Origin of the sequence: Spirosoma oryzicola, assembly GCF_021233055.1 — a bacterium.
Lineage (GTDB): Bacteria > Bacteroidota > Bacteroidia > Cytophagales > Spirosomataceae > Spirosoma > Spirosoma oryzicola.
In genome coordinates, this window is record NZ_CP089539.1 from 181372 (window position 1) to 206157 (window position 24786).

At 51.0% G+C, this 24786-nt stretch carries 16 protein-coding genes; 8 read left to right on the forward strand and 8 right to left on the reverse strand.

Features of this window, described 5'->3' with window-relative positions:
* Positions 1–46: 46 nt before the first annotated feature.
* From LQ777_RS24860 to LQ777_RS24880, 5 genes are all read right to left on the reverse strand, one after another.
* Entirely contained in the window at positions 47–1270 is a 1224-nt protein-coding gene (locus LQ777_RS24860) for a DUF4374 domain-containing protein (RefSeq protein ID WP_232562924.1), read from the reverse strand.
* A gap of 19 nt (positions 1271–1289) precedes the next feature.
* Positions 1290–3716 (reverse strand): TonB-dependent receptor, encoded by a 2427-nt coding sequence (locus LQ777_RS24865; protein ID WP_232562925.1) that lies wholly within the window; start codon positions 3714–3716, stop codon positions 1290–1292.
* 91 nt (positions 3717–3807) lie between these two features.
* Complete coding sequence (locus LQ777_RS24870; protein WP_232562926.1) at positions 3808–4503, reverse strand: hypothetical protein; 696 nt, start codon at positions 4501–4503, stop codon at positions 3808–3810.
* 100 nt (positions 4504–4603) lie between these two features.
* Positions 4604–5128 carry an RNA polymerase sigma-70 factor gene (locus LQ777_RS24875; protein ID WP_232562927.1) on the reverse strand — a complete coding sequence of 175 codons (525 nt, stop codon included), beginning with the start codon at positions 5126–5128 and terminating at the stop codon, positions 4604–4606.
* 440 nt (positions 5129–5568) lie between these two features.
* Complete coding sequence (locus LQ777_RS24880) at positions 5569–5925, reverse strand: winged helix-turn-helix transcriptional regulator (RefSeq protein ID WP_232562928.1); 357 nt, start codon at positions 5923–5925, stop codon at positions 5569–5571.
* A 102-nt stretch (positions 5926–6027) separates the two neighbouring features.
* Between LQ777_RS24880 and LQ777_RS24885 the strand changes: the two genes are divergently transcribed.
* Positions 6028–6771: an SDR family oxidoreductase gene (locus tag LQ777_RS24885; protein ID WP_232562929.1), complete on the forward strand. Its 744-nt coding sequence runs from the start codon at positions 6028–6030 to the stop codon at positions 6769–6771.
* A 184-nt stretch (positions 6772–6955) separates the two neighbouring features.
* On the opposite strand, the gene LQ777_RS24890 is transcribed toward LQ777_RS24885, so the two are convergent.
* On the reverse strand, positions 6956–8398 hold the full coding sequence (locus LQ777_RS24890) for a family 43 glycosylhydrolase (protein WP_232562930.1): 1443 nt from the start codon (positions 8396–8398) through the stop codon (positions 6956–6958).
* A 40-nt stretch (positions 8399–8438) separates the two neighbouring features.
* Positions 8439–9197 carry an acetylxylan esterase gene (locus LQ777_RS24895; RefSeq protein ID WP_232562931.1) on the reverse strand — a complete coding sequence of 253 codons (759 nt, stop codon included), beginning with the start codon at positions 9195–9197 and terminating at the stop codon, positions 8439–8441.
* 383 nt (positions 9198–9580) lie between these two features.
* Here LQ777_RS24895 and LQ777_RS24900 point away from each other — a divergent pair, with 383 nt between their 5' ends.
* On the forward strand, positions 9581–10018 hold the full coding sequence (locus tag LQ777_RS24900; RefSeq protein WP_232562932.1) for a hypothetical protein: 438 nt from the start codon (positions 9581–9583) through the stop codon (positions 10016–10018).
* A gap of 131 nt (positions 10019–10149) precedes the next feature.
* Positions 10150–10689, forward strand: coding sequence for a hypothetical protein (locus LQ777_RS24905; protein ID WP_232562933.1), 540 nt, complete (start codon positions 10150–10152; stop codon positions 10687–10689).
* Between the two features lie 165 nt (positions 10690–10854).
* Here the strand turns inward: LQ777_RS24905 and LQ777_RS24910 are convergent, their stop codons facing one another.
* Positions 10855–15000: a hybrid sensor histidine kinase/response regulator transcription factor gene (locus LQ777_RS24910; RefSeq protein WP_232562934.1), complete on the reverse strand. Its 4146-nt coding sequence runs from the start codon at positions 14998–15000 to the stop codon at positions 10855–10857.
* A gap of 936 nt (positions 15001–15936) precedes the next feature.
* Between LQ777_RS24910 and LQ777_RS24915 the strand changes: the two genes are divergently transcribed.
* The 5 genes from LQ777_RS24915 to LQ777_RS24935 all read left to right on the forward strand — a co-directional run bounded on the left by LQ777_RS24915 (position 15937) and on the right by LQ777_RS24935 (position 24773).
* Positions 15937–17649 carry a tetratricopeptide repeat protein gene (locus LQ777_RS24915; RefSeq protein ID WP_232562935.1) on the forward strand — a complete coding sequence of 571 codons (1713 nt, stop codon included), beginning with the start codon at positions 15937–15939 and terminating at the stop codon, positions 17647–17649.
* 270 nt (positions 17650–17919) lie between these two features.
* On the forward strand, positions 17920–18594 hold the full coding sequence (locus tag LQ777_RS24920) for a response regulator transcription factor (protein WP_232562936.1): 675 nt from the start codon (positions 17920–17922) through the stop codon (positions 18592–18594).
* A gap of 2 nt (positions 18595–18596) precedes the next feature.
* The gene (locus LQ777_RS24925; protein ID WP_232562937.1) at positions 18597–19985 is read left to right on the forward strand and encodes a HAMP domain-containing sensor histidine kinase; all 1389 of its coding nucleotides are present in this window, start codon (positions 18597–18599) and stop codon (positions 19983–19985) included.
* An 85-nt stretch (positions 19986–20070) separates the two neighbouring features.
* Positions 20071–21510 carry a TolC family protein gene (locus LQ777_RS24930; RefSeq protein WP_232562938.1) on the forward strand — a complete coding sequence of 480 codons (1440 nt, stop codon included), beginning with the start codon at positions 20071–20073 and terminating at the stop codon, positions 21508–21510.
* Positions 21511–21515: 5 nt separating this feature from the next.
* Entirely contained in the window at positions 21516–24773 is a 3258-nt protein-coding gene (locus LQ777_RS24935) for an efflux RND transporter permease subunit (RefSeq protein WP_232562939.1), read from the forward strand.
* Positions 24774–24786: the final 13 nt, after the last annotated feature.

A 24786-nucleotide genomic window follows, 5' to 3' on the forward strand; every position in this document is an offset into this window, starting at 1 on the left:
AAATCCATTAATAATTAACTGATTATTAATCCATTAATCGCGTTAATTATTTAGTCGGGTGCGGGGCAATGAGCTGCACCTGCACCGAACCACCCCCATCGAGGCTGAGGCCTTTTTTGAACCCGTTCGCATCACCCGCCGGATCGAACTCGTAGATGAACGCAGGCTGATCGACCGGAGCGATACCCGTATAGTATTTACCGTTGAATACCAGTGGAGAGCGCACCATCGACACCGGGCTTAGGGGGACATTCATCAGTGTCGCTTTCTGATTGCGTAGGTCTAGTTTCACCACTTGACCCACGTTTTTCAGTCGGTCGCGTACAGAGGTCATTAGCTCTTCGTACTGTACCGTGCCAAACGCGATGCCGTTACTCACATAGTTCATACCCATCAGGCAACCCTGCCGACCCACCTGGCTTGTTACGTCGAAGAAATAGTCTTTGTCGAACTCGGTCGCACCTTTTTTGATGCGCAATACCCCCGACTTACCACCTAAACCGGTCCAGTATTTACCCGCACTGGCAACGAAATAATGATTGCCCTCTTCGTCGGTGGTCAGGCTCGACAGGTAATCGTAGCCAATACCGCCCGCCGTCGCGTTGCTCTGCGCTACGTTCAGGTTCGTCATGGCCGGGTAATCGTATACCAGCGCTTTCACGCCATCGACTTCGTAAGCGCGGGTGGCGGTGTTGTAGAAATAGCCGCCCAGGATAAACTTACCGTTGTCGACATATCCTTTGCCGGGGTAAAACTCCAGGCCAGGTTTTGCGGCATTATAAGGCACCGTCAACGTTCCTTTCGCAACTACTTTCAGATCAGGCACGCTCAGCCGCGCCCAGCCAATAGAACCGTTATTGCCCGAATCGTTAGCCCCCAGCACCAGCAATGTATTGTCATCGACGACGTTGATCGACTGGAAATAGTTAGGCACGACACCGTCAGTCAGGATGTAGGCGTTCTGTACCAACGACCCGTCGACCCCCATTTTGTACTGCACAAACCGCTTTTCGGGTAGGTTCATCAGGTACACGTATTCTTTATGCCAGATGTAACGTGACCCATTGGCTTCCAGCCCTTTGCCTTTAAAAGTCAGTGAACCTTCTGTCAGCGAGGACGTGGCCGCTACGTATTGCAGGTCCTGAGTCCAGCTGGCAACGGTAAAATGCTGTGGACCGGCCGGTACAGTATTCTCGGAATCATTTTTACAGGATGTGATACCGCTTAGCAGCCCTGCCGATAGCAAAGCAAGGGCGGTGAGCGACTTCATTCGGGATACGGGAAATAGGCTACTTGACATTTGACGAACTGGATTGAGATAAAAAATAACGCACTTTAAGACTGATGAACCGCCCCGGTTTCTGGAGCAGGTAGTTATCGTATACTTGCTGATCGAGCAGGTTGCGGCAGTCGACGCCAACCACGTAGCGCCGGTTGGGTGCTGTAAACTCCGCCCCGATGTCCTGCAAGAACTGGGTCGGAATGACCCGCTTGGTAGCCTTTGCCCCCAAACTCGGCCAGCCCAAAAAATACTCGGGAACATAGTGAGTACCGACGTAGCATGATGCAAGAGCCCCTTTCCAGAACAGGTCGGCTTTGGTCAGGCTGATCTCGGCATTGGCCAGCAGGTAAGGTGTGTTCCGCAGTCGGTCGTTGAAGACGTGGTTGGGAGCTCCGGCAGTGGTGTAGCGCAGTTTATTGCGGATGTCCTGGTAGGTCGCGTTGGCGGTTAGGCGCAGCCAGTTTCGGTAGCGGTACTGCACTTCAGTTTCTACGCCCAGCGTCTGAATGCGGTTCAGGTTTTCATAGCGGGCGGTGCCAAAAAGGTCCGCTTCGCCCAGCCAGATCAGGTTGTTGGTATGGCGAAAAAACAAACCGGAGGCTATGTTCCAGCTACTATTAGTCCGGCTCAGGCGGTACTGCACGCTGGCATTGGCGTTCATACTCTGTTCAGGTTGTAGACCGGGTGCGTTCAGAATTGTGTTGCCGTCACCCAGCAGTTCCAAAGCATCGGGTAGGCGCGTAGCCGATTCAGCCGACAGTTTGAGCCGCGTGCGGGGATGCAGTTGATACGTCGATGCCAGACCAAATCCCCAAACGCCCTGCTGCTGCCGGTTTATCAGCAATTCACGCTGTGCGCCCCCGTTGTAGTCATACGCGTTGGCCTGCGCGGCATAGCGGTAGTATTTGACGAAAACGGTATTGGTCAGGCGGGCGTCGAGCAAATTCTGTTCGTACGACAATCCCATGATCTGCTTGCTAAGCTGCTGCGGTAACCGAAACGGTATCGTCCAGTCAGCGATGGCCAGCGCGTCACTACCGGTCCGGCGGGTCTGGTTGTGGAGTGCGTTAAGGATAAAACGGTGACCATCGGCTGGCTGATAAGCGAGGTTAACCCCGGCCAACGCTGTTCGGTCGTCGAAGGTGTACAGCGAGCGCTGCGCCCGGATACCGCCCAGTTCCCCCCGCACGTTACTGGCAATCACCTCGCCCCGCCAGTTGTACTTGCGCGAACTGGTATCGACGGTCGTACCTTGCAGGCTGTTCAATGATGCAAACGCATCAACGTTCAGCCCACGGATAAACAGATCTTTCTTGGCAAACGTCAGGCTCGGCATCAGCAGCCGCTCGCGGTACCGTACTTCACCGTAGACAAAGGCCATTGTTCGGCCCGTCTGAATACCCCGTTCCAGGTCGGTCACTGTTAGGGCCAGCAACAGGCGGTCGGCCCAGCGCACATTGGTGAATCCCACCTCCAGGCGGGCGTTGGCTGATTGATAATCGTCGTTGAAGCGCCGGAGCCGCCCCACGTCGGGTAGAGGTCGTCCGTCGGGCCCGGCAATTTCGATGGTTCGACCCCAGACCGGATAGTTGTTTTTTGACGCGTTGTAGAATAGGTGTGCGTTGGTGGTAAAGCCCGTTTTGGCCTGCCGCCAGCGTCCGCTGAAAGCCGCCCGGTGTGTGCCAAACGAGCCGATGCTGTAGGAAGCGTCGAGGTAGCTAGCCACGTCGCGCCGGGTGATCAGATTAACGGCTCCGCCCAGCGCGTCACCCGCCAGTTCGACCGGCACAACTCCTTTGTAGACCTCGATCCGATCGACCAGATTGATGGGAACGTTATTGATACGGTACGAACTACCAAAACTTTCCATCGGCACGCCGTCGATGAAAAATTTGACGGCTTTCCCCGACAGTCCCTGAATGGAATAGGTAAAATCGGACCCCATCCCGCCCGTTTCGCGCACCTGCACGCCCATCGTCCGGTCGAGTAGCCGGTTCATGTCGACGTTGCGGTTTTGAAGCGGCAGCGCATCGATGGCTTCGACAGCGAACGCCCGCTTGCGAATGTCCTGTGTCGTGGCCTGCCCTGTCACGGCGACTTCGTCCACCGTCTGCACGGCTTCGTTCAGCACCAACACGCAGGTACTGGTTTCGCCCGCCCGCACCGACACCGTCTGCCGATTCGTTATGAAGCTTACGCCCGATCCAGTCAGCACGTACGTACCCGGCGTCAGATTCGAAAACCGGAACCGGCCATCGGCGTCCGTGACGGTTGCTTTGGTCAGTGAGTCCAGCCGGATGTGAATGCCGGGAAGAGCCCCACCAGCGGCCGCCCGGACGGTGCCGGTGATGGTGCCGGTCGGCGCTGATTGTGCCCATCCGAAATAAGATAGGGCACAGAGCATCCCCACCAGCAAGAATTGTCTAACTTGCATTGCGTTTACTTGTTGCCAAACGGTAAAAGCGCCCTGTTTCCAGCAGGGGTAATCCGGGGTCGTGTAGCGTCAACTACGCGGCCCTTCTTTATTATAAGCGAAACCGGTCAACCAGCCGGGCACTGAACGGGCGCGGTATATCATCGTTTAATTCGTCGGTGGTCGCCGTAATCAGTTGGTATACATCATCAGTCATTGCCAGGAACGTCTGCCCCGGCAATAGCCGCAATCCGTCTTTTTTATGTGAATCGGTGCATTCGACCGTCAGCGTCTCCGGGTCATAGTCGTCCCGTTCCGGCGTTATGGCGACTGCGCCCTGAAACTGCACGTTCGTTTTGAAATCGAATGGCGAGGTCGTTACCGTACAGCGGCTGCCAGGCTGCACGATCAGCCGCAGGTGATTTACTCGTAGGGTCTGCGCCGTGGCCCGATGACTCGTATCGATTACGCTAGTCTGGACTAGTCCGCCCAGCCAGCCGCAGCCCAACCAGAGCGTCAGACAGGCAGCCGTCAATGTGGTCGCCAAACGGCCTGACGTAGCAGGCCAGTTTACCCGACCCGCTAGAAATCTTTCCAGCGTATTCGATTGTGACCGGTCAATGGCCCGCCAAATCTCGTCACGCACCGCCTGCTCGGATTGAGGTGGGCAGTGGACCTGGTTAGCCCAGGCATAGGGGATACCTTCTTCCGAACCGGACTGCGCCAGCCAATCGACTACGGCCTGCCGTTCAGCGGGCGTGACCGTGTCCTGGAAGTAGCGCATCAGTAAGTCAGGCGTGATTGTCATTTGTCGCTGGATCTACCCGTTAATTGCGTAAGTCGTCCCTTACCCCCAATCAATTGGCTACTTTTTTTGCTTGTCAGCAAAAGTGTTGTACAAGGCGGGATTAGAGATAGTCGGTAAGCCGCTTACGAAGGTATTGCAAGGCGTGGGTCAGGTGATTTTCCACCGTTTTTTCGGCAAGTGTCAGTTCAGCAGCAATTTCGCGGTTAGTCAGCCCCTGCCACCGGCTTAGTTCAAACACACGTCGACGCTGTCCCGGCAATTGTTCGACCAACTGAGTCACGCGCTGCGTTAATTCACTAAAAACAATTTGATTGTCGGTCGTGTGGTCAGACGGTGTACCAGTTAGTCTTATTTGTTCAAGGTGCTGTTGACGGGCGGCCTGTTTTCGATAATGAGCCGCCACTTGAAGCCGGATCGCTTTGAGCAAATAGGCTTCGAGCCATTCTTCAACAGTGAACGTTTCCCAACGTTTCCAGAGCGATTCGAACACCGTCTGTACTATTTCCTTCGCCAGCTCATTATCCTGCGTATAGTGAAACGCCAGATTGTACATCCGCTTCCAATAGCGGTCGTAGATCTGGGCGAAAACGGCCGAGTTGGGTGTATATGACGAAGAAACAGACAAAGAAGGTACGGCTGGTCGACGCAAAGGTACGTCATTATTTAGAAGTAGTCCAAATAATAGTTTACACGAGATATACTCAACTGACCTACCATAAGCTCCAGCCTATTGCATTTTCACAAACGGCTTGGGGGTTTTACGAGTAGATTTCATAAGATCGACAAGGCTTATGTAGTTGATAAAAAGTCTTTCAACACTATTTGCTTACGGTCGAACAATCGTTCCAGCGTACCGACGGATAGATCAAAAATAAATTACTGGTTCACACTGTGCTGGCAAAACGGACGGTGAAATAGTTTATAGAGTGGGTACGATCCTTCTTGTTAAAAGTAATTACAGCGCTGTTTGTCAACGTTTTTACTGCTAGTTCACAACCGCTCATTTTTACCCTCTTAGCTAACACATATGGGGATGTGTAGAGAGGATTCAATAAAGCAAAACGACTATTTCCCAATTATTACTTTTCGATGCTCAGTACCCCACTCGGCCAGCTTGTCAATGACGGTTTGTAGTGTTTTTCCGTAGGCCGTAAGTTGATACAGAACCGTTACTGGCTGCGTATCTAATACGGTGCGTTTCACCAGTTTGTTAGTTTCCAACTCCTTCAGTTCTTTGCTCAACATTTTGTTTGAAATACCCTGTATATCATGCAAGATGTCGGAAAATCGTCGCTGATTGTTGTAACAGATGGACGAGATAATTGAAATTTTCCATTTCCCGTTCAGTACATCCATCGCATCGTGAACGGCCATGATTTGCTTTTTCTTCGTCGTGCTAACTGCACAGTGACTGTCTGTCATAAGTTACCTGGTTACGCAAAAGTTACTGTTACTTTTAGTTACAAAGTTACAAAAAGCAACTTTGCTAAACTACATTTGTCCCGAAGAAAAATGAACGCAAAAATGGATTTCACAAACAAAAATGTAGTGATCACCGGTGGAAGTACGGGAATTGGCTTTGCCACCGCCAAAGCATTTATCGACGCAGGGGCTAAAGTTTGGATCACTAGCCGAAGTGCCGAAAATCTAGAAACAGCAGCAGCAACCATTGATAATCCCAATCTACATACAATCGTTTCGGATACGGCTATTGTAGCAGGGATTGCGGTTTTGGAAAAGGCCGTTGCCGAAAGTGGGGATAAGGTAGATGTTCTTTTTTTGAACGCTGGTATCGCTGTGTTTGCTCCCATAGCATCCGCTACAGAGACTGACTTTGATGCCCAATTCAATACGAATGTAAAAGGGTATTACTTTACCTTGCAGAAGATGATTCCACACCTGAAAGAAGGAGCGTCGGTTATTTTCACTTCTTCGACGGTTGCTACCGCTGCCAATTCGGGAGCTAGCATATACTCGGCGACCAAAGGTGCGGTGAACAAAATAGCCCAGATAGCTGCCAACGAACTGGCTGACCGAAAGATACGGGTGAATCTGCTTAGCCCCGGTCCGGTAGAAACCCCCGGTTTTGACAAAGCTACCCTTGGCATGCCCAAAGAAGCTTTTTCATCGGTTACGGCCCTGCAACGTATGGGCAGACCAGAGGAAATTGCCAAAACGGTACTGTTTCTAGCCAGTGATGATGCCAGCTTCATTACCGGCACCGAACTGCTTGCCGATGGTGGTTATCTGACCTATGCTACCAAATAGAGCGCACCATTTAATCGGTTCAAATCAGGGATTCTGCCTTTTTGACGAACGTGTTTGATTGAACAAAAAACCTGCTCACAAATGAGCAGGTTTTTTGTTCAATCAAACTCTCTTTAAGCGTTACTATAGACGCATTAACAAAGAAAAATGATTCTCACAGCATCAACAGGTGTAAAGAGTACGCCTAAGGAGTCCTGAAATTCCATTTGGAGTTATCGCTGCTGAAATCAAATTCTGCCAGTGTTGGTGTGCTATCTCCCGAAGATACCAGTGCTAATTTCTTTGCTGAGTTCGGTACTTCCTTGGGCATTATTCTGTAACTACCATCCGTCAACTGATCGATGCGCCATAACTGTTCGGGTGCGCCGGTAAACGCGGGTACGGTTACAACCTCTGCTTCGGTAGTGGCAGCCAGGGCTCGATCTGTTCCGGCCAAGACAATTTTGTAATAGGGGCCACCCAAATAGCCGGTGGTATCAGGAGCATCCGTAATTGTCCAATTTTGATGGGGGCGGGACATGTAGTCGCCTATTCGTAGCGGAACAGTACCGGTTGGCCAGGTTTTTACGACATCGGCTAATTGCTGAGCCGGAACGGGCTTGATGGGGTCATTGCTGGGCTGGCCAAACCCTCGTGGTCCAACAGCCATTCTTGTAAAATCAACGGCCAGCTCTAACGCATAGCCTCTTCGTACAGATTCAATTTCATACGTCCCTTCTTTAAACTTTTCTCCGGCAACTGGCCATCCATCTTTCCAAACTACCGGCAGTATGCCCAAAACGCTTCGACCACTTTGCTCTAAATCGGCTTCGTAATGGATAGACATTTTTTCAACGCCGTCCTCAAGTCTGATGTGCCCAAAATGCCCAGGACCAATTAATCCTCCGCGGGTAGCAACCACCATTTTGCCGCCCCCTTCTAGCATGCTTCTGCCTACATTATCGAGGTAAGGGCCTGTTATTTTTTTGGATCGACCTACCACCACATTATAGGTTGAGTTGGCACCATCGCAACAACTTCCATGCGTAGCCAGCAGGTAATACCAGCCGTCGCGATAGACCAACGTGCTGGCTTCACAGACGATGGCTACATTAACAGGTTTATTACCAGCTTTGAGCTTTCCTGTTTTAGGGTCTAATTCGATCAGGCGGGTGAAGCCAAAGTAGGTTCCGTAGGTTAACCAAAGCCGTCCGGTGGTAGGGTCCAGCATGACACCGGGGTCAATAGCGTCGTTTTCCTCGTAGCCATCCGAGGTAGCTACGACAACTGGTTCAGAATACTTGAAATCGGGCGATTTTGGATCTAATGTCTTATTCCACATGGTCAGAATTGCACCCTTATGGCTGGGAGAACCACCAGTTGCGCCATAGATGACAAGATACCGATCTCCGATTTTAATAACGTCGGGAGCCGCTCCGCCACCGGGCCTCACTCCACCTCCGTGCCATGTCCAGCCATCTTCAGAAATCAATCCGCCACCGCCTGTGCCAAATGTGTAGTACTTGCCGTCGCATTCAGCGATGGTCGAAGGGTCATGAATGAAGGGTCTACCGATCTGGGCTATTACAGTCTGTGTTATCAATAAAATAAGTAAAGTTGTCAGGCTGGATACGTTCATTCGTTTCATAGATTATTTGTCTTAATTAGCGTAAACAGACGGCCAACGCTTATTCGTAACCAATACGGAGGTTTTTGACAGGCGATCCTTTTTCATCTAAAAAACGAACGCAGAAATTAGCCATACCCGGTCCATTTATGACGGCCCCACGGACGATGTTCTTCCCCTTTTTAAGCGTTAAACGAGCAGAGGTACCATTATCGGCAATCATATCCCGGTCGCCGGAAAGCATTAAGGCTTCCTGTCCATTCAACCACCACATACTGCCAGAATTGCATCCGGCAGCCATCCTGACGTTTTGAATTTCTTCGGGGCAATCGATGATCGTCACAAGCCAGACAAGTATGCCGTATTTTGGCTTGTTGATGGCGTAGGTAAAATGGTATAAATTGACGTTGAAAGTCTTGCTGTCCAGTGCATACCACTTCAACTTCTGGTTTCCTACTTTTACCGTTTCGCCATCCTGGGGAATCGTGTTGTAATCGCCAGAAAAATTGTCGGTCGCAAAAGTGGTTCGCAGGTAGTTGTCGGTGAAAATATTATTCCTGACGATATCTTTTTTTACCGGTTCCAGCACGAGCCAACGTTGAATAAATCCTTTTGCATCAGGTGACTTTTTTGCGGCAGAGGCCCTTGTGAAGTGTTTGGATAAGGTATGTGTCGTATCCTCTTTTATGGGTATGGGAGGGAGTGGTAGTCGTTGTCCCGGACCTGGGCCTTGGGCAAAGGCGGTAAGGCCACCTGTTTGTAATCCTGATAAAATGACAAACGTTACAACTGGCAACAAGGGTTTGCGTCTTCCGTTCATAGCAGATTGCCTCGGTAAGAATCAGTGTTTCTACAGTAAGCGTAGTTTAGGCAAACCTACTCAACGAATCCGCTAAATGTGTCGGGTACTACCACAGACGGGTAAGCCGTTTCGGGCGGGAATTTTAAAATGCCCAACTTAAGACAGAAGGTTTAGTCTAACCCTCATCACTACGAGGAAGGAGCCGCATCAAGGAGTAAATGACAACATTCTGAGCTAGTGCATTAAACCCCCAATCCATAATGATGTCTATAGCATAGATACTCAGTAGAATACGCCTACTAAAAATTCAGTCTGGTAGCGTTTTCCGGTATAAATCAAAAAGTTTTACGAGATAAGCTTAATCCTGTGCGGTATAAACAGGTAGTGCAGCATTTCATTGAATGAATAAACGAGAGCCTGATTACGGAAGTCAGAACTTTACCTACCAAGTGAAATTGCCCGCGCAATTCACAAGTTGGAATGGCTTTTATGATGAGTTGTTCCGCCTGGGACTTATTCAACCAACAACAACTATCGTTCGCATCAACCTCTTTCGGGCAACCGATACCATAAAAGAAAACGAAAGTCCTTCGGTCAGTTTGACGTTTGAGCGTCAGCATATCGAACGAATGTGTCTGGAGGAGTACCGTCAACAACGAACGATTCAGGCCAGCTACTTGCCGACAGTTCAGGAATTAGAGCAGCTAATTCAAATCGTGAGCAACCAAGCCACCCGATTGAACGATTGGGATTTACTGCTCAAGCTCAAGGCGCTATTGCACTACAAGCAGCAACAGGAAAGCGAAGAAAGCAACCATCACGTGCAGTCTGGGCACTAGATGATTTCGCAAATTAGCTTAATGCGATGATCAGGTAAATATCGCCGTACTAACCCGAAACGGATGGCGTCTGGTATGGTTACGCTGATTCGCTGAATTAATTGGGCATTATTCGCTTAACACTAAATTTAGTGAACAATCAGGACGGCTGGTCAGTTGACTCATACCACTCACTAGGTCAAACAAGCTTTTTACCAGTAATGGACGGAACCAACGAGTCAGGGAAGGCAACAAGATCTCAATCATTATATGGGCTACTTGCTCTACTAGGGGTTCTTTCAGTGGGTGGGATGCAGGGGGGATGGCATCTTATGAATGATCCTTCGGGGCAGTGGCTGGCTGTTTCGCCTAATCGGTTCGCCTGGTTAATCACCGATTTTTTCCTGCCTGGCCTCTTTGTGTTTGTCTTTTTTGGCTTTACTCCTCTCTTTTTAGCCTATGCCATTCAAGTACGGTTGAAGTGGCCTTTGGCCGAATCCTTCTTGAGTGATAGTGGCGATCATTGGGCCTGGGCTGCTGCAATGGGTTTAGCAACGCTACTGTTCCTATGGACAATGGCATTGGTGATGGTGGTTGGATTTTGTACTCTTTATCAAGTGGTTGATGCGTTGATGAGCCTAGTCATTTTAAGCTTTCTATTGCTGCCTTCAGTTCGCAGGGCACTTAATTAGGCTTTTTCATTGACTACTTTTCCGGCATTATAGGAAATGTTCTCCGTTCATTCCTTCCCAAAATTTCGGGAACTCGTGAAGCAGCCTATTGCCCATATCTACAGTTGTAGGTCTCCCCCTTTGTTCCATTCTAGTTTGAGCTGTGACCAATTTATTCAAAATAGGTTAGCTATCCATCGGTTGTTTCATAGTTCTAAAAGCAGTAGGAGAAACCCCATTTTCTTCCATAAAAACTCGCCTAAAGTGCCGGGTGCTGCCAAAGCCCACCACACAGGCTACTTCGGTAATGCTCAACGTGGAATACTTCAATAATTCTTCGGCTTTTTGCACACGAAGGGTCCTCAGGTAAGGCGTTGTTGACATACCCGTCAGCGCCATCAGCTTGCGATACAACGAGTTCCGGCTCATGCCCATTAACTGACAGATCATGTCGTTATCAAGCGCTACGTTATCCAAATGATCTTCCAGAGTTCTTCGCAGTTTCGCCAAGAACTGGTCTTCCTTCGCATCGGTTTCTCCAAGCGAAACTGGACCGGGCTGCAAATCACCCAGCGCCCGCTGACTGTAATAGCGCTGTAACCGCCGTTGGGTCTGTAGCAAATTACTCAGCACCAAGAGTAACTCTTCCCGTTGGAATGGCTTAACCAGATACGCATCGCCCCCCCGCCGTAAGCCTGTAAGTCGATCGTCTGTAGCAGCCCGGGCCGTGAGCAGTACAATAGGAATGTGGCTGGTGCGTTCGTCACTCTTCAGCGTACCGCAGAGTTCGAAGCCGTCCTTGAGCGGCATCATCACATCGCTGATAATCAGGTCAGGTATTTTCTCAAGAGCCAGATCAATACCTGCCTGCCCGTTTGGGGCACAAAGGACTTGGTAATCAGTCTGGATACAGGAAACAATGTAGCGGGCCACATCGTCATTATCTTCCACCAGCAGTAACACCGGCTTGTCCGCGCCAGCATTGGCCATAAGTTCGACTTTGTCCGGCGTGGTCGGATACGGGACAATCGGCTCAGCACTAAGCGTCAGGGGCACTGTATTCTGTCGGATCTGGCGTAACCGGATAGCAAACTCAGCTCCCTCGCCAGGCTGGCTTCGCACGGCTAGTCCGCCGTTCATGAGTACCAATAATTCCCGCACCAGCGAGAGTCCAATACCCGTTCCGGAAACTGGCTGCGTCGGATTCATCGGTGCGGATCGCTGGTAGAACCGGTCGAAAATGTGCGGGAGGTCCTGCGCGCTGATACCGGGACCAGTATTGCGAACATGAATTGAAATCCAGGGCCCTTCGCCGGGCTGTGTCGGTACGACGGCTTCGTAGTAATCGTTTGTCAGGGAAGGATATATCGGATAGATGGCCAATGTACAGGAAACGAGTCCACCGGCGGGAGTAAATTTAAGGGCGTTGGTGAATAAATTGGACAGGATATCGCCTAGTTTACCCTTATCAAAGTCGGTATCAAGTTCGGACTGGTCGGCCTGAAAATGCAGTTGAATGCCTTTGGTAGTGGCCATGGTCTGGAACGACTCGGCGACGTACTGGATGAAGCCAACCAGATCGGCCCGGACGGGTTGCAACGACATGGCCCCGGCTTCCAATTTTGTCAGATCCAGAATTTGGTTGACCAGCCTCAACAGACTCTGGCCATTACGCTCAATCATGCTGGCCGATTGCTTCAACTGAGGATCTGCCTGCTGGTGAAGTCTGTCGGCCATGCCCAAGATGATGGTTAGGGGGGTACGGAACTCGTGAGAAATGTTGGCGAAAAAATGGGATTTGGCTTCGTCGAGCTGCTTTAGATCCTGAGCCTGCCGGGCAATAGTTCGGGTAGCCTCATCGATTCGGGTTTGAAGCCTAATCTGTGCTTTGTGGTATTGCCTGTTCCGCCACCGTCCCCATCCCCAAACACCACCCAGCATTAGAAACACCATCGAAAAGAGAAACCAGCCGCGCAAGTAAAACGGCCGCAGTACGCGTACCTTGAAAGACAGCGGGACCACCGACATCCGACCGTCGGCGGCCTGCCCCTTTATCAGCAATTTGTAGTCGCCGTAGGGAAGATTACCCAGCCGCAGGTAGGGTTCGGCCTGGTAGTGCCAGGTATCAGCTAACCCGCTAAACTGGTAGGCATACTTGTTTTTCTGAGCGTCGGTGTAATTAAGTAGTGCAAAGTGAAGAATACTGCTCCGGTCATTGGGTTGCAGCGTGATTTGCCTGGTTTTGAGGAGTTCTTCGGTTTTGTCGACCAGCGTGTTGCGACTGGCATCGAACTGACGAAAGGAGACCATACGCAAGGGTAAGGCGGGTAGGGCGGGCTCGGCGTCAAAATCACGGGGATTGAAGGCAGTCACCCCGTTGAGTCCCCCGAAGTAAAGCCGTCCCTGCGCATCCTGATAATGGGCAATGCGGTTAAATTCGTTGTGAGTGATGCCTTCCTGCTCTGTGTAAGTCCGGGTAGTGAGCCGAACCGGATCGAACTGCATGATACCGTTGTCGCTACTAAGCCAAAGATGGCCTCGCCTGTCGGCATACACGGCGTAGATATTATCGTTGTTCAGCCCATCGGCCCGTCTGAACTGGCGATAGCGGCTTTGGGAGCGATCCCAGCGAATCAATCCGGCATTGGCCGTTGCCAGCCAGAATAGCCCGAGTGGGTCCTGGTAAAAGTGCTGATAGCTGTCGGCGGGTAGTTTAAAAGAGCCTTTGCCCCCACTCCAGTAGCGGGCCGTAACGCCCTTTCGGGGATCGACCGTGTAGAGCCCTGTGCTAGCACACAGCCAAAGGGTGCCTTGCCGATCGGTATTGATGTGGAGTACATAGGCCTGCGCTAATTCAGGAAACTGATTGTAATCCCGGAAGGCAGTAACCTGGTTTGTGGTCGGGTCAACTACCCACAAACCGGGTTCGCCACCGGCCAGCAACCGGCGGGGATTGTTCGAAAAGGGGTGAATGGTCCAGATGGTTCCCGGACCGGGTATTGGGGTCACAGTGCGTTTCGTGGTTCGGTAATCGTAGGCGATCAGCGTGTAACCCTCGCACAAATAAAGTTTACCATCCAGGTTTCCGCTCAAACTAACCAGCGACCGGGGCCTATCCAGCAGTAGGTGGGCCGATGCCCCCGAACGGTTGCTGGCGAATAAACCTATGCCGTTCTCCAGATTCGTGTAGAGCGTGTCGCCCACGGCGGTAATGCCCCGAACGGCGGGTTGTTTTCCGGTACCAGACTGATAGAACAAACGCTCGAAATAGTGCTGGTTGAGCCGCATCTGGTAGAGACCAAAGCTGGTTCCTAACCAAAAACTTCCGTTTCGGTCGCGAAAAAAACTTCGGTCATCAAGAAGACCACTGGCTAGTTGATCACTGACATCGAGGGCAATCCGGTCGGCCGAATCATGCAACTGGTACCCATTCCAAATCCGTCCGCTTTGATCAAAGGCGTAAGCAACCCGTTGTTGCAGTTTATTCGGTTGGAGAATAGTACGGGATTGCTCCTGCCGACGCCCCGATTCATCGATTTTGTACAGTTGTCCTTTGTACGGATACTTTTCGTCTTCTTCAACCCAGTAAAAGAATTCGGTACCAGCATGGCGCTGACCTAAACAGGTATGAATTGGTCCGGAGTGTACGTATGCATGCAGCACGCGTCCGTCCGGTGTTAGTTCCACTAATTGGCTCCTGTTGGCAATCGCCCAAACGGTATTTCGGGTGGTAACAGCCGCCAGCATCAGGGTTGTGTACTGTGGTAACGGCACAGTCTTTAAACCCGACTTTGGATGGTAGACATTTAATTTGGCGGGCTGATAATCGATGAAAAAGATTGTTCCGTCAGGGCTATTCAGGAGCCGTATCTGCGGCAATACCGGGGGATGATTGCGTCGGGTCTGGTTGAAGCGTTTCTCGAAGGAGGTCGCTACGCCTGTCAGGGGATTAAAAATGGTAATGGCCGATTTACCCTCAGGACCTAAGAGCCATAGCAGTCCGTCGGCGTCCTGAGCGATGGATTGAATATCGTCAAAACCAAGCCCGTTTTTTCCTCGGGTATAAGTCGTAAACGTTGTCCCGTCGAAGCGGTTAAGCCCAAACCGGGTACCAAACCACATAAAATCTTGGCGATCCTGAAGGATAGCGTTCACTTCACGATGAGCCAGACCCTGCTCGGGGCCATAGCGTTGAACAAACGCTCCGAAATGCTGCCCTCCGGCCAATGAGCAGCAGCCAAGCAGCAACATAACGATCAGGCTGATTGATTGCCAATAGATATGCTTTACTATTTGATGCTGTTGATAGGTTGGCAACGTAAGGTAGGCCATTCGTTTACTATGTACTTCAAGTATGAGATTATGCTGTTTTCCTACCCTCCCTTTTGCCTGCATAAATGAATCGGGCTTTTCTCCGCTGATAGCAAATGGCTAAGCCAGATAGGACAGCACGGTGATCGAGTCAAACCAAACTAATCAGGTTTTGATAGCTATTCTTTCTATTGTCTGCCAAGGACAAGACCGTCCATAAGCATATCATGGAATCACCCACTTGTTTGCTCTAATTTATAGTAAGAAACAAATAATTTTTTGTTTTTCTTTGATATAGAACAGCAAAGATTTAACTCGTTGAGCGAAATATGCACATTTCCGGCTAAAACATGATCATATTTCTGTTAACGGAAGGATAGTTTTGAACAATCATCCAATGTATAAGGGTTCCCTTTTTACTCTAACCAATCTCAAGCCTATTGCGCCTTTGCTTACCCGCTCGTTTCGTGCAGACCTAAACATCTAATCGTAGCTGACTTATCTGGCTGATCAAAAAAACTAGGTCAGATAAGTCCGTCCGGCAAAGACCTCTCGGCAACCTTAAACGCGACGGCAGTAGTAAAACCCGAGGCCGTTTTTATTACTGCCGAAGACAACGCGGAGATCCTGTATCCAGCCGGTCAAACCATTCTTACGACCGAGAAATAAGGAGGCCGCTACAGTGAAATTTTACACGTTTAGGAAGCTTGTTTGACACACGCCGGACAAGTCTAGGATAGATTCTTTTTTGACAGGATTAACAGGATTTCCAGGATTCGCTGAATTAGATGTTTTACAAAATAAATTTTTAAAATCCTGTTAATCCTGTCAAACATATAGTTTACTTCTAAGCCAATTCTAAGTAGTCTTTAAGCTTTCTCTTAAGTCTAAGCGGTAGTTTGCAGAAACTCCTCACACAGCCTGGTGCGGTAGAGAGGAGCATAAACCCAACTTACCATGAAGACGTACATAACTTTATTCCTTTCGGGATTGGCTGTTACTACGTTAGCGCAGACGCCAACGCCCGATGCTAATACGCTGATGAATCTAGGCCAGTTCGACGAAGCGAAAACGCTTCTCAGCCGGAATGCTCAGCAAAATCCTTCCATGCAAACCTACTTCGATGCTGGTTATGGATACCTGCGCGCGGGCCAGCCTGACTCGGCCCGCGTTTGGTTTGAGAAAGGACTCTCGCTGGACGAAAAGCGTGTTCCGTTGAATCAGACGGGGACGGCAATTACGTACCTGGTCAAAAATGATCTGGCAAATGCAGGCCCTAAGCTTGAGGAAGTTGTCAGTAAGAGCAAAGGCAAAAACGCCGAGATTCTTTTCCGAATCGGTGAAGCCTATACCGGTTATCTGTCTGCGGGTAACGGCTCAATCAAGCCTGTTTATCCAAAAGTCGTGGATGCTGCCAAAGCCATCGATTTCCTGAACCGGGCTGCTGATCGCGACAAAAAAAATGCATCTATTCAACTAGCGCTGGGCGATGCGTATTATCTGAATCGGGATGCGGGAACCGCTGTGTCGCGTTACGAAAGTGCTCTTGAATTGGGCATGAATGCGTCGCGCGTATACCAACGAATCGGTGACATCTACTGGCAGGGTAGAAACCTGAATTTAGCCGTCGAAAACTACCGAAAAGCCATCGACGCTAATCCGAGCTATTCCCCCGCCTACAACCAACTAGCGGAATTGTACTTCCTGGTAAACCGCTATAAAGAAGCAGCCAGCTACATCGATCAATATGTAAACGTATCGAAAGACAAGCGGCAGGAAACGCTCCTGCGACAGGCGCAGTTTCACTTTCTGGCCAAAGATTACCAACGTACTGTCAACCTGATTGACAGCAACCGCACGGCACTGGCGCAGAACCCAATCGTGTATCGCATTGAAGGTTGGGCGTATTCGTCGCTTAAGCAACCACAGAAAGCAATCCAGAACATAAATACGTTTCTGGAAAAAGCACCGGATAAAGCCATGCCTGACGATTACAAATATTTGGGCAACGCTTACTTAGGCATTGAAAATCCGGGTAGTGATTCGCTCAAAGTAATCAATGATTCGCTGGGCATAATGAACTTGGCCAAAGCCGCTCCCTTCGATACAACGGAGAATCTGTACAGCGACATTGCCAAGTATTATTACCGGGCTAAGAAGCATCCGCAGGCCGTTGCAGCACTCGATTCAGCCGCTAAGCACGGGTTCAAAGCCGACGTACAGGATTTGTTCCGCTACGGCATGAGCAATTATACACTTGGATTTCAGCGGGATAGTCTGGGCAAACTCGTTCGGGATACGGCCCGCTTTGCGCTGGCCGACTCGGCGCTAGCTTTGGCGCAGAAAGCCTCACCTGAGTATGCACCTACTGTGTTGTACCGGGCTAAAGCCAACTACTATGCTTATGCACCGGAAGAAGCCGTTCGGAATGGTAAGGCGAAACCATATTTTGAAGAATTTATCAACATGGTAGCCGACAAACAAGAGGAGAGAAATCGCTACAAGAAAGATCTGATTCTGGCGTTTAAGTACCTGATTTCCTATAACGAACTGGTTACTAAAGATGCTAATGCCCGAAATGAATGGCTTCAAAAAGGGCTGGTGTTCTTCCCGGAGAATAAGGACCTGGCAAAGATTGCCGCTCCGGAAACTGATACGGTTGATCAGTAAAGCCTTTTTTCATAGTTGACTATATCTTATGTACAATCGCTACCGGGGCGCCGATTCCTGGTAGCGATTTTGTGTCTTAGAAAAACGACGCAAACGATGAGAAGCTGCTACCGCAGAAAGCGGTTTTTATCGTGCAAAACACGGTATTCCTTCGCCGGCTCTCACTTGAGAAAAGAAGTGGTTTGTCAATCCGTTTGAATTGTTGTTTGGAAGCTTTCTTGGTTCAATCTATACGGAGTATACGGGTGTATCTCACTTCTTTATTTAAGTATGAAAGTATTGCTGGTTGAAGACGAAGTAAGTCTGGCTTCGTTCATTCGCAAAGGTATTGAGAGTGAAGGTTACGAAATTGATGTGGCTTACGATGGCTTGGTGGGCCAGCACTTGGCTGACAATAACAGTTACGACGTTATCGTTCTGGACGTTAACCTGCCTCACGTAAATGGCTTCACGCTTTGTCGGCACATCAAGCAGAACTCCCCCCGGCTACCCGTGCTGTTATTGACCGCGCTGGATAGTTTACCTGATAAAGAAAGTGGCTTTGGCGCGGGAGCCGACGATTATTTAGTTAAGCCCTTCGAGTTTCGCGAATTGATGCTACGGATTAAAGCGTTGGCTCGGCGAAACCACGCTTTTTCAGGACTAAAAACGGTGCTACGCGTAGCCGATCTCGAATTGGATACCGAAGCCCACTCGGTTAAGCGCGCTGGACAACGAATAGAATTGACCGCCCGTGAATATGCGCTTCTGGAATACCTGATGATCAATCAGGGGCGGACCGTCAGCCGGGTCGATATTGCCGAGAAAGTGTGGGATCTGCACTTTGACACAAATACCAATGTGATTGATGTCTACATTAATTACCTACGCAAAAAGATAGATAAGGATTTTAGCCCTAAACTCTTGCATACGGTTATAGGCATGGGCTACGTGTTACGAAATTAACGATGCAGATAAAACACAAGCTGATCCTGTGGTTTTCGTCGCTGGTAGCGAGTATTCTGCTCCTTTTCTCGATCTATGTCTACAGCACCTATGCCAGCTTCCGGCAGCGGTCTATTGAAGATCGGCTGGAACGGAAAGCACGCGTAACGGAGCAGCTACTAACGCTCAGAGGATCGGTAGCGGGTAGCGTTATTACGTCGATGCCCGAACAGGTTGAGTTTGTGTATTCACCCGCCGACAGTCTAATTTACGCCAGTCAAGCCACCAACGATTTCGTCGCTGATTCCGCTTTTCGGCAACAGGTACGGCGGGAGCGACTTGTTCGGTTTCAGTACGAAAGTTCCGACCATATGTACCCCAAAGATGGTGTTGCGCTGACCTATGCGGGTGTTTCGCCTTCGCCAGATGGACGAGAGTATGTAGCTATTGCAACCGCCTACGATCAGGATGGCTACCAACGGCAAAAGAATCTGCGCGACCTGTTTGTTGTCGGCAATGTCGTGGCCATCAGTCTGGTTAGTTTACTGGGTTACTTTTTTTCCCGACAGGCACTCAAACCCCTCAACAAGCTGATTGATCAGATCAACACCCCGGCGGCCAGTACGTTGCCCTTCCGACTGCGGCCTGACAACGTCCACGACGAGGTAGGCGTACTGGCGCAGGCGTTCAACGACTTACTTACCCGACAGGAACGGCTAGTTGAGAACCAACGCTCATTTATCGCTCAAGCATCCCACGAGCTTCGGACCCCCCTGACGACCATCAAAGGCTGGCTGGAAACGTCGCTGCTCTACGATACCGATGCCGAAAACCTTAAGCGGGGCATGACCCAGGCCGTTATCGAACTGGATAAGCTGACGGCTTTGGCCAATGGGCTGTTACAACTAGCTCGCATTGATGGCGTTGATGCTCAGCTTGATCGTCAGCCTCTCGAACTGGTTGAGATTGTCCTCGATGCCGCCGATACGCTCGGTCAGCAACGGGCGGGGCAATCGCTGTCTGTTCAGCTTAGTGATGGTGTTCTTGAACAACCCACGCCTGTTATGGTTCTGGGCAATGCGCACCTCCTTAGAACGGCTTTATTAAATCTGCTGGACAACGCAGTGAAGTATTCAAATGGTCAACCTGTTACAATGTGTCTGGAAATGGATACCGAAGAACGTGCGCGTATCCGAATTGAAGACCAGGGTATTGGCCTTGCTCCGGGTGAAGAAGAGCAGGTTTTACTGCCTCTAGTACGGGGTTCGAACGTGCAATCCATCGGTGGCTTTGGCATCGGATTGACGTTGGCACACCGCATTATAAGCTTGCATCAGGGGCGGCTCCAGCTACGCCCCAGGCCCGAAGTCGGGACCATCACGGAGGTTACTCTGCCTTTACAGAATGCTTGACCCGTTCTAATACAAACTAATTTGGCTCTAATTTGGCTCTAATATCCGGCCCGTAGCTTTGGGATTATCCATTAGGTTAATCAACATGCACAGGCTGAAAAAACGATATATCGGGCTTTTTATCGCACTGGTCAGTGGCTGGGGCGGACAGAGTTTAGCGCAACTAGGTGCTCCGTTATCGACAGCCGCCAACCCACTTACCTTATCTAAGGCGCTGGAACTGGCTCGCACCAATTACCCTAGTTTGCGGGGAAAACTGGCCAACATCCGGGCGGCTGAATCCGATGCGCAAGCGTTAAATCTATCTTTGTTGCCACAGGCGGGGGTTCAGGCACAGACGCTGAACGCTACATCGAATCAAGTTCGGGGTGCCTATGTATCCAATGGTGGACTCCTCTTACCCATTTCAGGCGTGCGAACCGATGGGTTCAGAAACCAAGCGGCATGGACAAGTGGGCTTTCGATGGTGATCGACTGGGAAGCCATCACGTTTGGCCGTCGGCAGGCCCGGAGGACTCAGGCTCAGCTGGCAGTTGAGCAAGCCCAGGCCGACTATGAGGGTGAATTATTTACGCATCAAGTACGGGTCTGCGATGCCTATCTGTTGGCGCTCAATGCGCAAAAATCGGTAGCCTTACAAACCACTAACCTTCGGCGGTCGCAGGAATTACAACGAATTATTCGCGCCAGTACGGAAGGGGGCCTCAGACCCGGTATCGACAGCGCCGTAGCCAATACCGAAGTGGCCCGCGCACAGTTACAGGTACTGGAAAGTCAGCAGTTAGCTCAGCAGCAGGTACTTCGACTCACCGAGTTGATTGGTCAGCCGAATCCTACTGTCCAGTTGGATTCGATGGTCTTTTACAACCAGCTTCCACAATTGCCGCTAACGCCCGGTAGCAATCCGGCACTGCATCCACAATTACGGGTTTATCAAAAGACGATTGACCTGGGGCGGGCGAACGAAGCCCTCTTAAAAGCATCAGCCTTACCATCCATTTCGGTACTGGGTTCGCTCCAAGGACGCGGTTCGGGAATTAGCGAAGCAACCCAGGCTGACGGTACGTTCCGCATCGACCCGTCGTTGGGAGCAGGTCTGCCGCTACGGTCCTACAATTATATCGTGGGTGTGACGGCCATCTGGCGACCAACCGATTTATGGCGAACAAAATATGTCGTATCGGGCCAGCGGGAACGGGTCAATGCCAGTCAACAGGCGTATGAGCAACAGGCGCTAGGCATTCAGGCGGCTAGTCAGAATGCAGTTTTGCAGTTACAACTGGCCCAGGCTCGTGCGCAACAGGCTCCGCTTCAACTGGATGCCGCCAACCAGGCCTACATTCAGTCGCAGGCTCGGTACGAATCCGGACTGGACAACATCCAGGCTCTAACCCAAACGAGTGCACTACTCAATCGGGCTGAGGTCGATCAAGCTTTGGTCACGAATAGTGTCTGGCGTGCTCTGCTCTTACGGGCTGCTACCGCTGGTGATTTAGATTCCTTTCTCCAACAACTTCCCCGCTAACTAACATGATCAAAGCCGCCTTAGCCAAACCCATTACTGTTATTGTCGCGCTGGCGGGCATCGTTCTGTTTGCGGTGTTGGCGCTACTCCAGATCCCGGTCGACATTTTCCCCCGGCTGAACCTTCCCACGATTTATATTGCCCAGCCCTACGGCGGCATGACGCCAGCCCAGATGGAAGGCTTTATTGCGACCCGCTACCAGAACCAGTTGCTGTACGTATCGGGGATTAAAAATGTTGAAGTAAAGAATATTCAGGGGCTCTGTCTGGTCAAGTGTACCTTCTACGAAGATGTCAACATGGCGCAGGTATCGGGCGAAGTGGCCAATCAGGTTAGCCGGGTGATGAACTATCTGCCACCCGGTACCGTGCCACCCACCGTTGTCCGATTTGATGCGTCGAGCTTACCCGTTGGTCAGTTGGTGTTTAGCAGTCGCCGGGCATCGCTGGGCGAGATGCAGGATTTGGCTTCTACCCGCATCAGACCCTTATTTTCTCAAATTCCGGGGGCTTCCGCTCCTCCTCCATTCGGGGGAAATGAACGTACTGTCGTCGTAAAAGTGAATCCTGAGCGAATGCGCAGCTACGAGCTGACGCCCGACGAGATTGTGCAGGCGGTCGTAAAAAATAACCAGATTTCTCCCGCCGGCAGTGTACAAATGGGTGATTATACGGTGATGACACCCAGCAATACAGTGCTCGAGAAGGTAGGTGAGTTCATGAATATCCCCCTACGAAAAGGGGTTGGCCCTACCGTATTTCTGCGTGATGTTGCCACGGTGGAAGATGCGACCGACATCACCGTGGGGTATGCGCTGGTCAATGGTAAACGATCGGTCTACATTCCTGTGACGAAAAGTGCAGATGCATCAACGATGAGCGTCGTGAATGCGCTGAAAGCCAGATTGCCCGAAATGAAGGCACTGCTGCCGGATGATGTACAGCTTACGTACGAATTTGACCAGTCGGTCTACGTCACGCAGGCGGTGCATAGTCTGGCCGTGGAAGGCGGATTAGGCGCAATTCTGACGGGTCTGATGGTACTGCTCTTCCTTGGCGACTGGCGCAGTTCGCTGATTGTAATTCTGACCATTCCGGTTTCAATACTGAGTGCAATTTTGCTCTTAAACCTGACGGGACAAACCATCAACATCATGACCCTGTCGGGGCTGGCGCTGGCAATCGGGATTCTGGTCGATCAGGCAACAGTGGTCATCGAGAACATTCACCAGCATCTGGAAATGGGAAAAGCCAAGGCTCGTGCTATTCTGGATGCTTGTCAGGAAATGTCATTTCCGTTGCTGCTCATCACGTTGTGCATTCTGGCAGTTTTTGCCCCGGCTTTTCTCATGAATGGCGTACCGCGTGGAATGTTCCTACCCCTTTCGCTGTCGGTTGGATTTTCAATTATCGCGTCCTACATCCTCTCGCAGGTGTTTGTGCCGGTTGTGGCCAACTGGTGGTTGAAACAGCATGACCATGCCCGTCCGCACCAATTAAGCGTATTACCTGATCTGGCCAAACAGTCAGAGGCTCAGCAAGAACTACTCGAAGAAAAGCATCCTGAAAACGTAACTGGTTTTGAGCGATTCAAATTAGGTTACCTCCGGCTGCTGGACAGTCTGATGGCCCGCCGGGTACTCGTTATTAGTGTTTATGGACTGGTTTGTGCGCTGTTGATTGGCGTTGGCTTTACTCAAATTGGTCAGGATATGATGCCCCGCCAAAATCACGCGCACCAGTTCCAACTGCGTATTGTCGGGCCACAGGGATTACGCATTGAACGCACTGAGGAATTAACCAAACGAGTTATCAAGCAGATTAACGATTTGGTTGGTCCCAAAAACGTAGCCATTTCGTCGGCTTTCGTGGGGATGACACCGTCCAGTTACGGCACCAGCGCTCTGTATGTATTCAACGTCGGACCGCATGAAGCCGTTCTCCAGATCAATCTATCCAACGAATACCCGGTTGAGTCGCTGGATGCGCTGAAAGAGCAGATTCGGCAACGGGTCCGGCAAAAAATGCCAAACGTCCGGCTGTCATTCGAACCCATCGACCTGACCGATAAAATCATGAGCCAGGGCGCGCAAACACCCATCGAAATTCTGGTGGGGGGTAAAGACCTCACTGAAGGACAGCACTACGCCAAACGCCTGTTGACCCGCCTGCGCGAGATTCCGTACCTGCGCGATTTACGCATCAATCAACCGCTGAGTTACCCGACGGTATCGATTGAAATAGACCGCGAACGGGCGGCTCAACTGGGCCTGAGCACCGACGAGATTTCTAAATCGCTGGTAGCCGCTACCGCATCGAGTCGGTTCACGGCCAAAAACCTGTGGCTCGACCAGTCGAAAGGATTTGCGTATCAGGTGCAGATTCAGCTGGAGCAGGATCAGATGAAGTCCGTGGCCGACATTCAGGCGATTCCGCTGGTGAAAGGGCAGCTGCGACCCACGCTTGGCGACATAGCGACTATTACCCCCACGACCGTACCAGGTGAATACGACCGCATCGGTCCCCGACGGATCATTACTGTATCGGCCAACATTAATAACAAAGATTTGGGAACAGCAACGCGGGATGTACAGGCGGCTATCGCAGCGGCTGGTGACCCACCGAAAGGCTCCGTGGTTGAACTACGCGGACTGGCACAACTGCTTCAGGAGACGCTCAGCAGTCTGCAATTTGGCCTGGGTCTGGCGATTGTGGTGGTCTTTCTGTTGCTAGCGGCCAATTATCAATCGTTCAAGGTGGCCAGTGTGGTGCTAGTCAGCATCCCGGCCGTACTGGCGGGATCGCTCACGCTGCTGCTCATCACGGGGCAAACCCTAAATCTACAATCGTACATGGGCATTATCATGTCGGTGGGTGTATCGGTGGCGAATGCGCTGCTGCTGGTGACCAACGCCGAATCGTTGCGACTCCGCTACCGTGATGCCCGGGCGGCCGCGCGGGTGGCGGGTGCGGCTCGACTACGACCGATCCTGATGACGGCGCTGGCTATGATTGCCGGGATGATTCCGATGGCGAGCGGGCTGGGTGAATCGGGTGAACAAACCGCGCCACTGGGCCGGGCTGTGATTGGCGGATTGCTTTTTTCGACCGTAGCGGCCCTGCTGATTCTACCCGTCGTTTTTGCGGCCATCCAGCGTAAAACCGAGTTCGATTCGCCCTCGCTCGACCCCGACGACCCAACCAGTACGGTCTACGACGGGCATGCTGTCGCCGAACCGTCCGAATCGACTATCACCTATTAATCATCGACCGACC

Excerpts from the sequence above, each read along its gene's own strand:
- LQ777_RS24865 (WP_232562925.1), bottom strand. The coding sequence starts at position 3,716 with ATGCAAGTTAGACAATTCTTGCTGGTGGGGATGCTCTGTGCCCTATCT.
- LQ777_RS24895 (WP_232562931.1), bottom strand. The coding sequence starts at position 9,197 with ATGAACGGAAGACGCAAACCCTTGTTGCCAGTTGTAACGTTTGTCATT.
- LQ777_RS24935 (WP_232562939.1), top strand. The coding sequence starts at position 21,516 with ATGATCAAAGCCGCCTTAGCCAAACCCATTACTGTTATTGTCGCGCTG.
- LQ777_RS24930 (WP_232562938.1), top strand. The coding sequence starts at position 20,071 with ATGCACAGGCTGAAAAAACGATATATCGGGCTTTTTATCGCACTGGTC.
- LQ777_RS24880 (WP_232562928.1), bottom strand. The coding sequence starts at position 5,925 with ATGACAGACAGTCACTGTGCAGTTAGCACGACGAAGAAAAAGCAAATC.
- LQ777_RS24890 (WP_232562930.1), bottom strand. The coding sequence starts at position 8,398 with ATGAAACGAATGAACGTATCCAGCCTGACAACTTTACTTATTTTATTG.
- LQ777_RS24910 (WP_232562934.1), bottom strand. The coding sequence starts at position 15,000 with ATGGCCTACCTTACGTTGCCAACCTATCAACAGCATCAAATAGTAAAG.
- LQ777_RS24900 (WP_232562932.1), top strand. The coding sequence starts at position 9,581 with ATGAATAAACGAGAGCCTGATTACGGAAGTCAGAACTTTACCTACCAA.
- LQ777_RS24925 (WP_232562937.1), top strand. The coding sequence starts at position 18,597 with ATGCAGATAAAACACAAGCTGATCCTGTGGTTTTCGTCGCTGGTAGCG.
- LQ777_RS24870 (WP_232562926.1), bottom strand. The coding sequence starts at position 4,503 with ATGACAATCACGCCTGACTTACTGATGCGCTACTTCCAGGACACGGTC.
- LQ777_RS24885 (WP_232562929.1), top strand. The coding sequence starts at position 6,028 with ATGGATTTCACAAACAAAAATGTAGTGATCACCGGTGGAAGTACGGGA.
- LQ777_RS24915 (WP_232562935.1), top strand. The coding sequence starts at position 15,937 with ATGAAGACGTACATAACTTTATTCCTTTCGGGATTGGCTGTTACTACG.
- LQ777_RS24860 (WP_232562924.1), bottom strand. The coding sequence starts at position 1,270 with ATGAAGTCGCTCACCGCCCTTGCTTTGCTATCGGCAGGGCTGCTAAGC.
- LQ777_RS24920 (WP_232562936.1), top strand. The coding sequence starts at position 17,920 with ATGAAAGTATTGCTGGTTGAAGACGAAGTAAGTCTGGCTTCGTTCATT.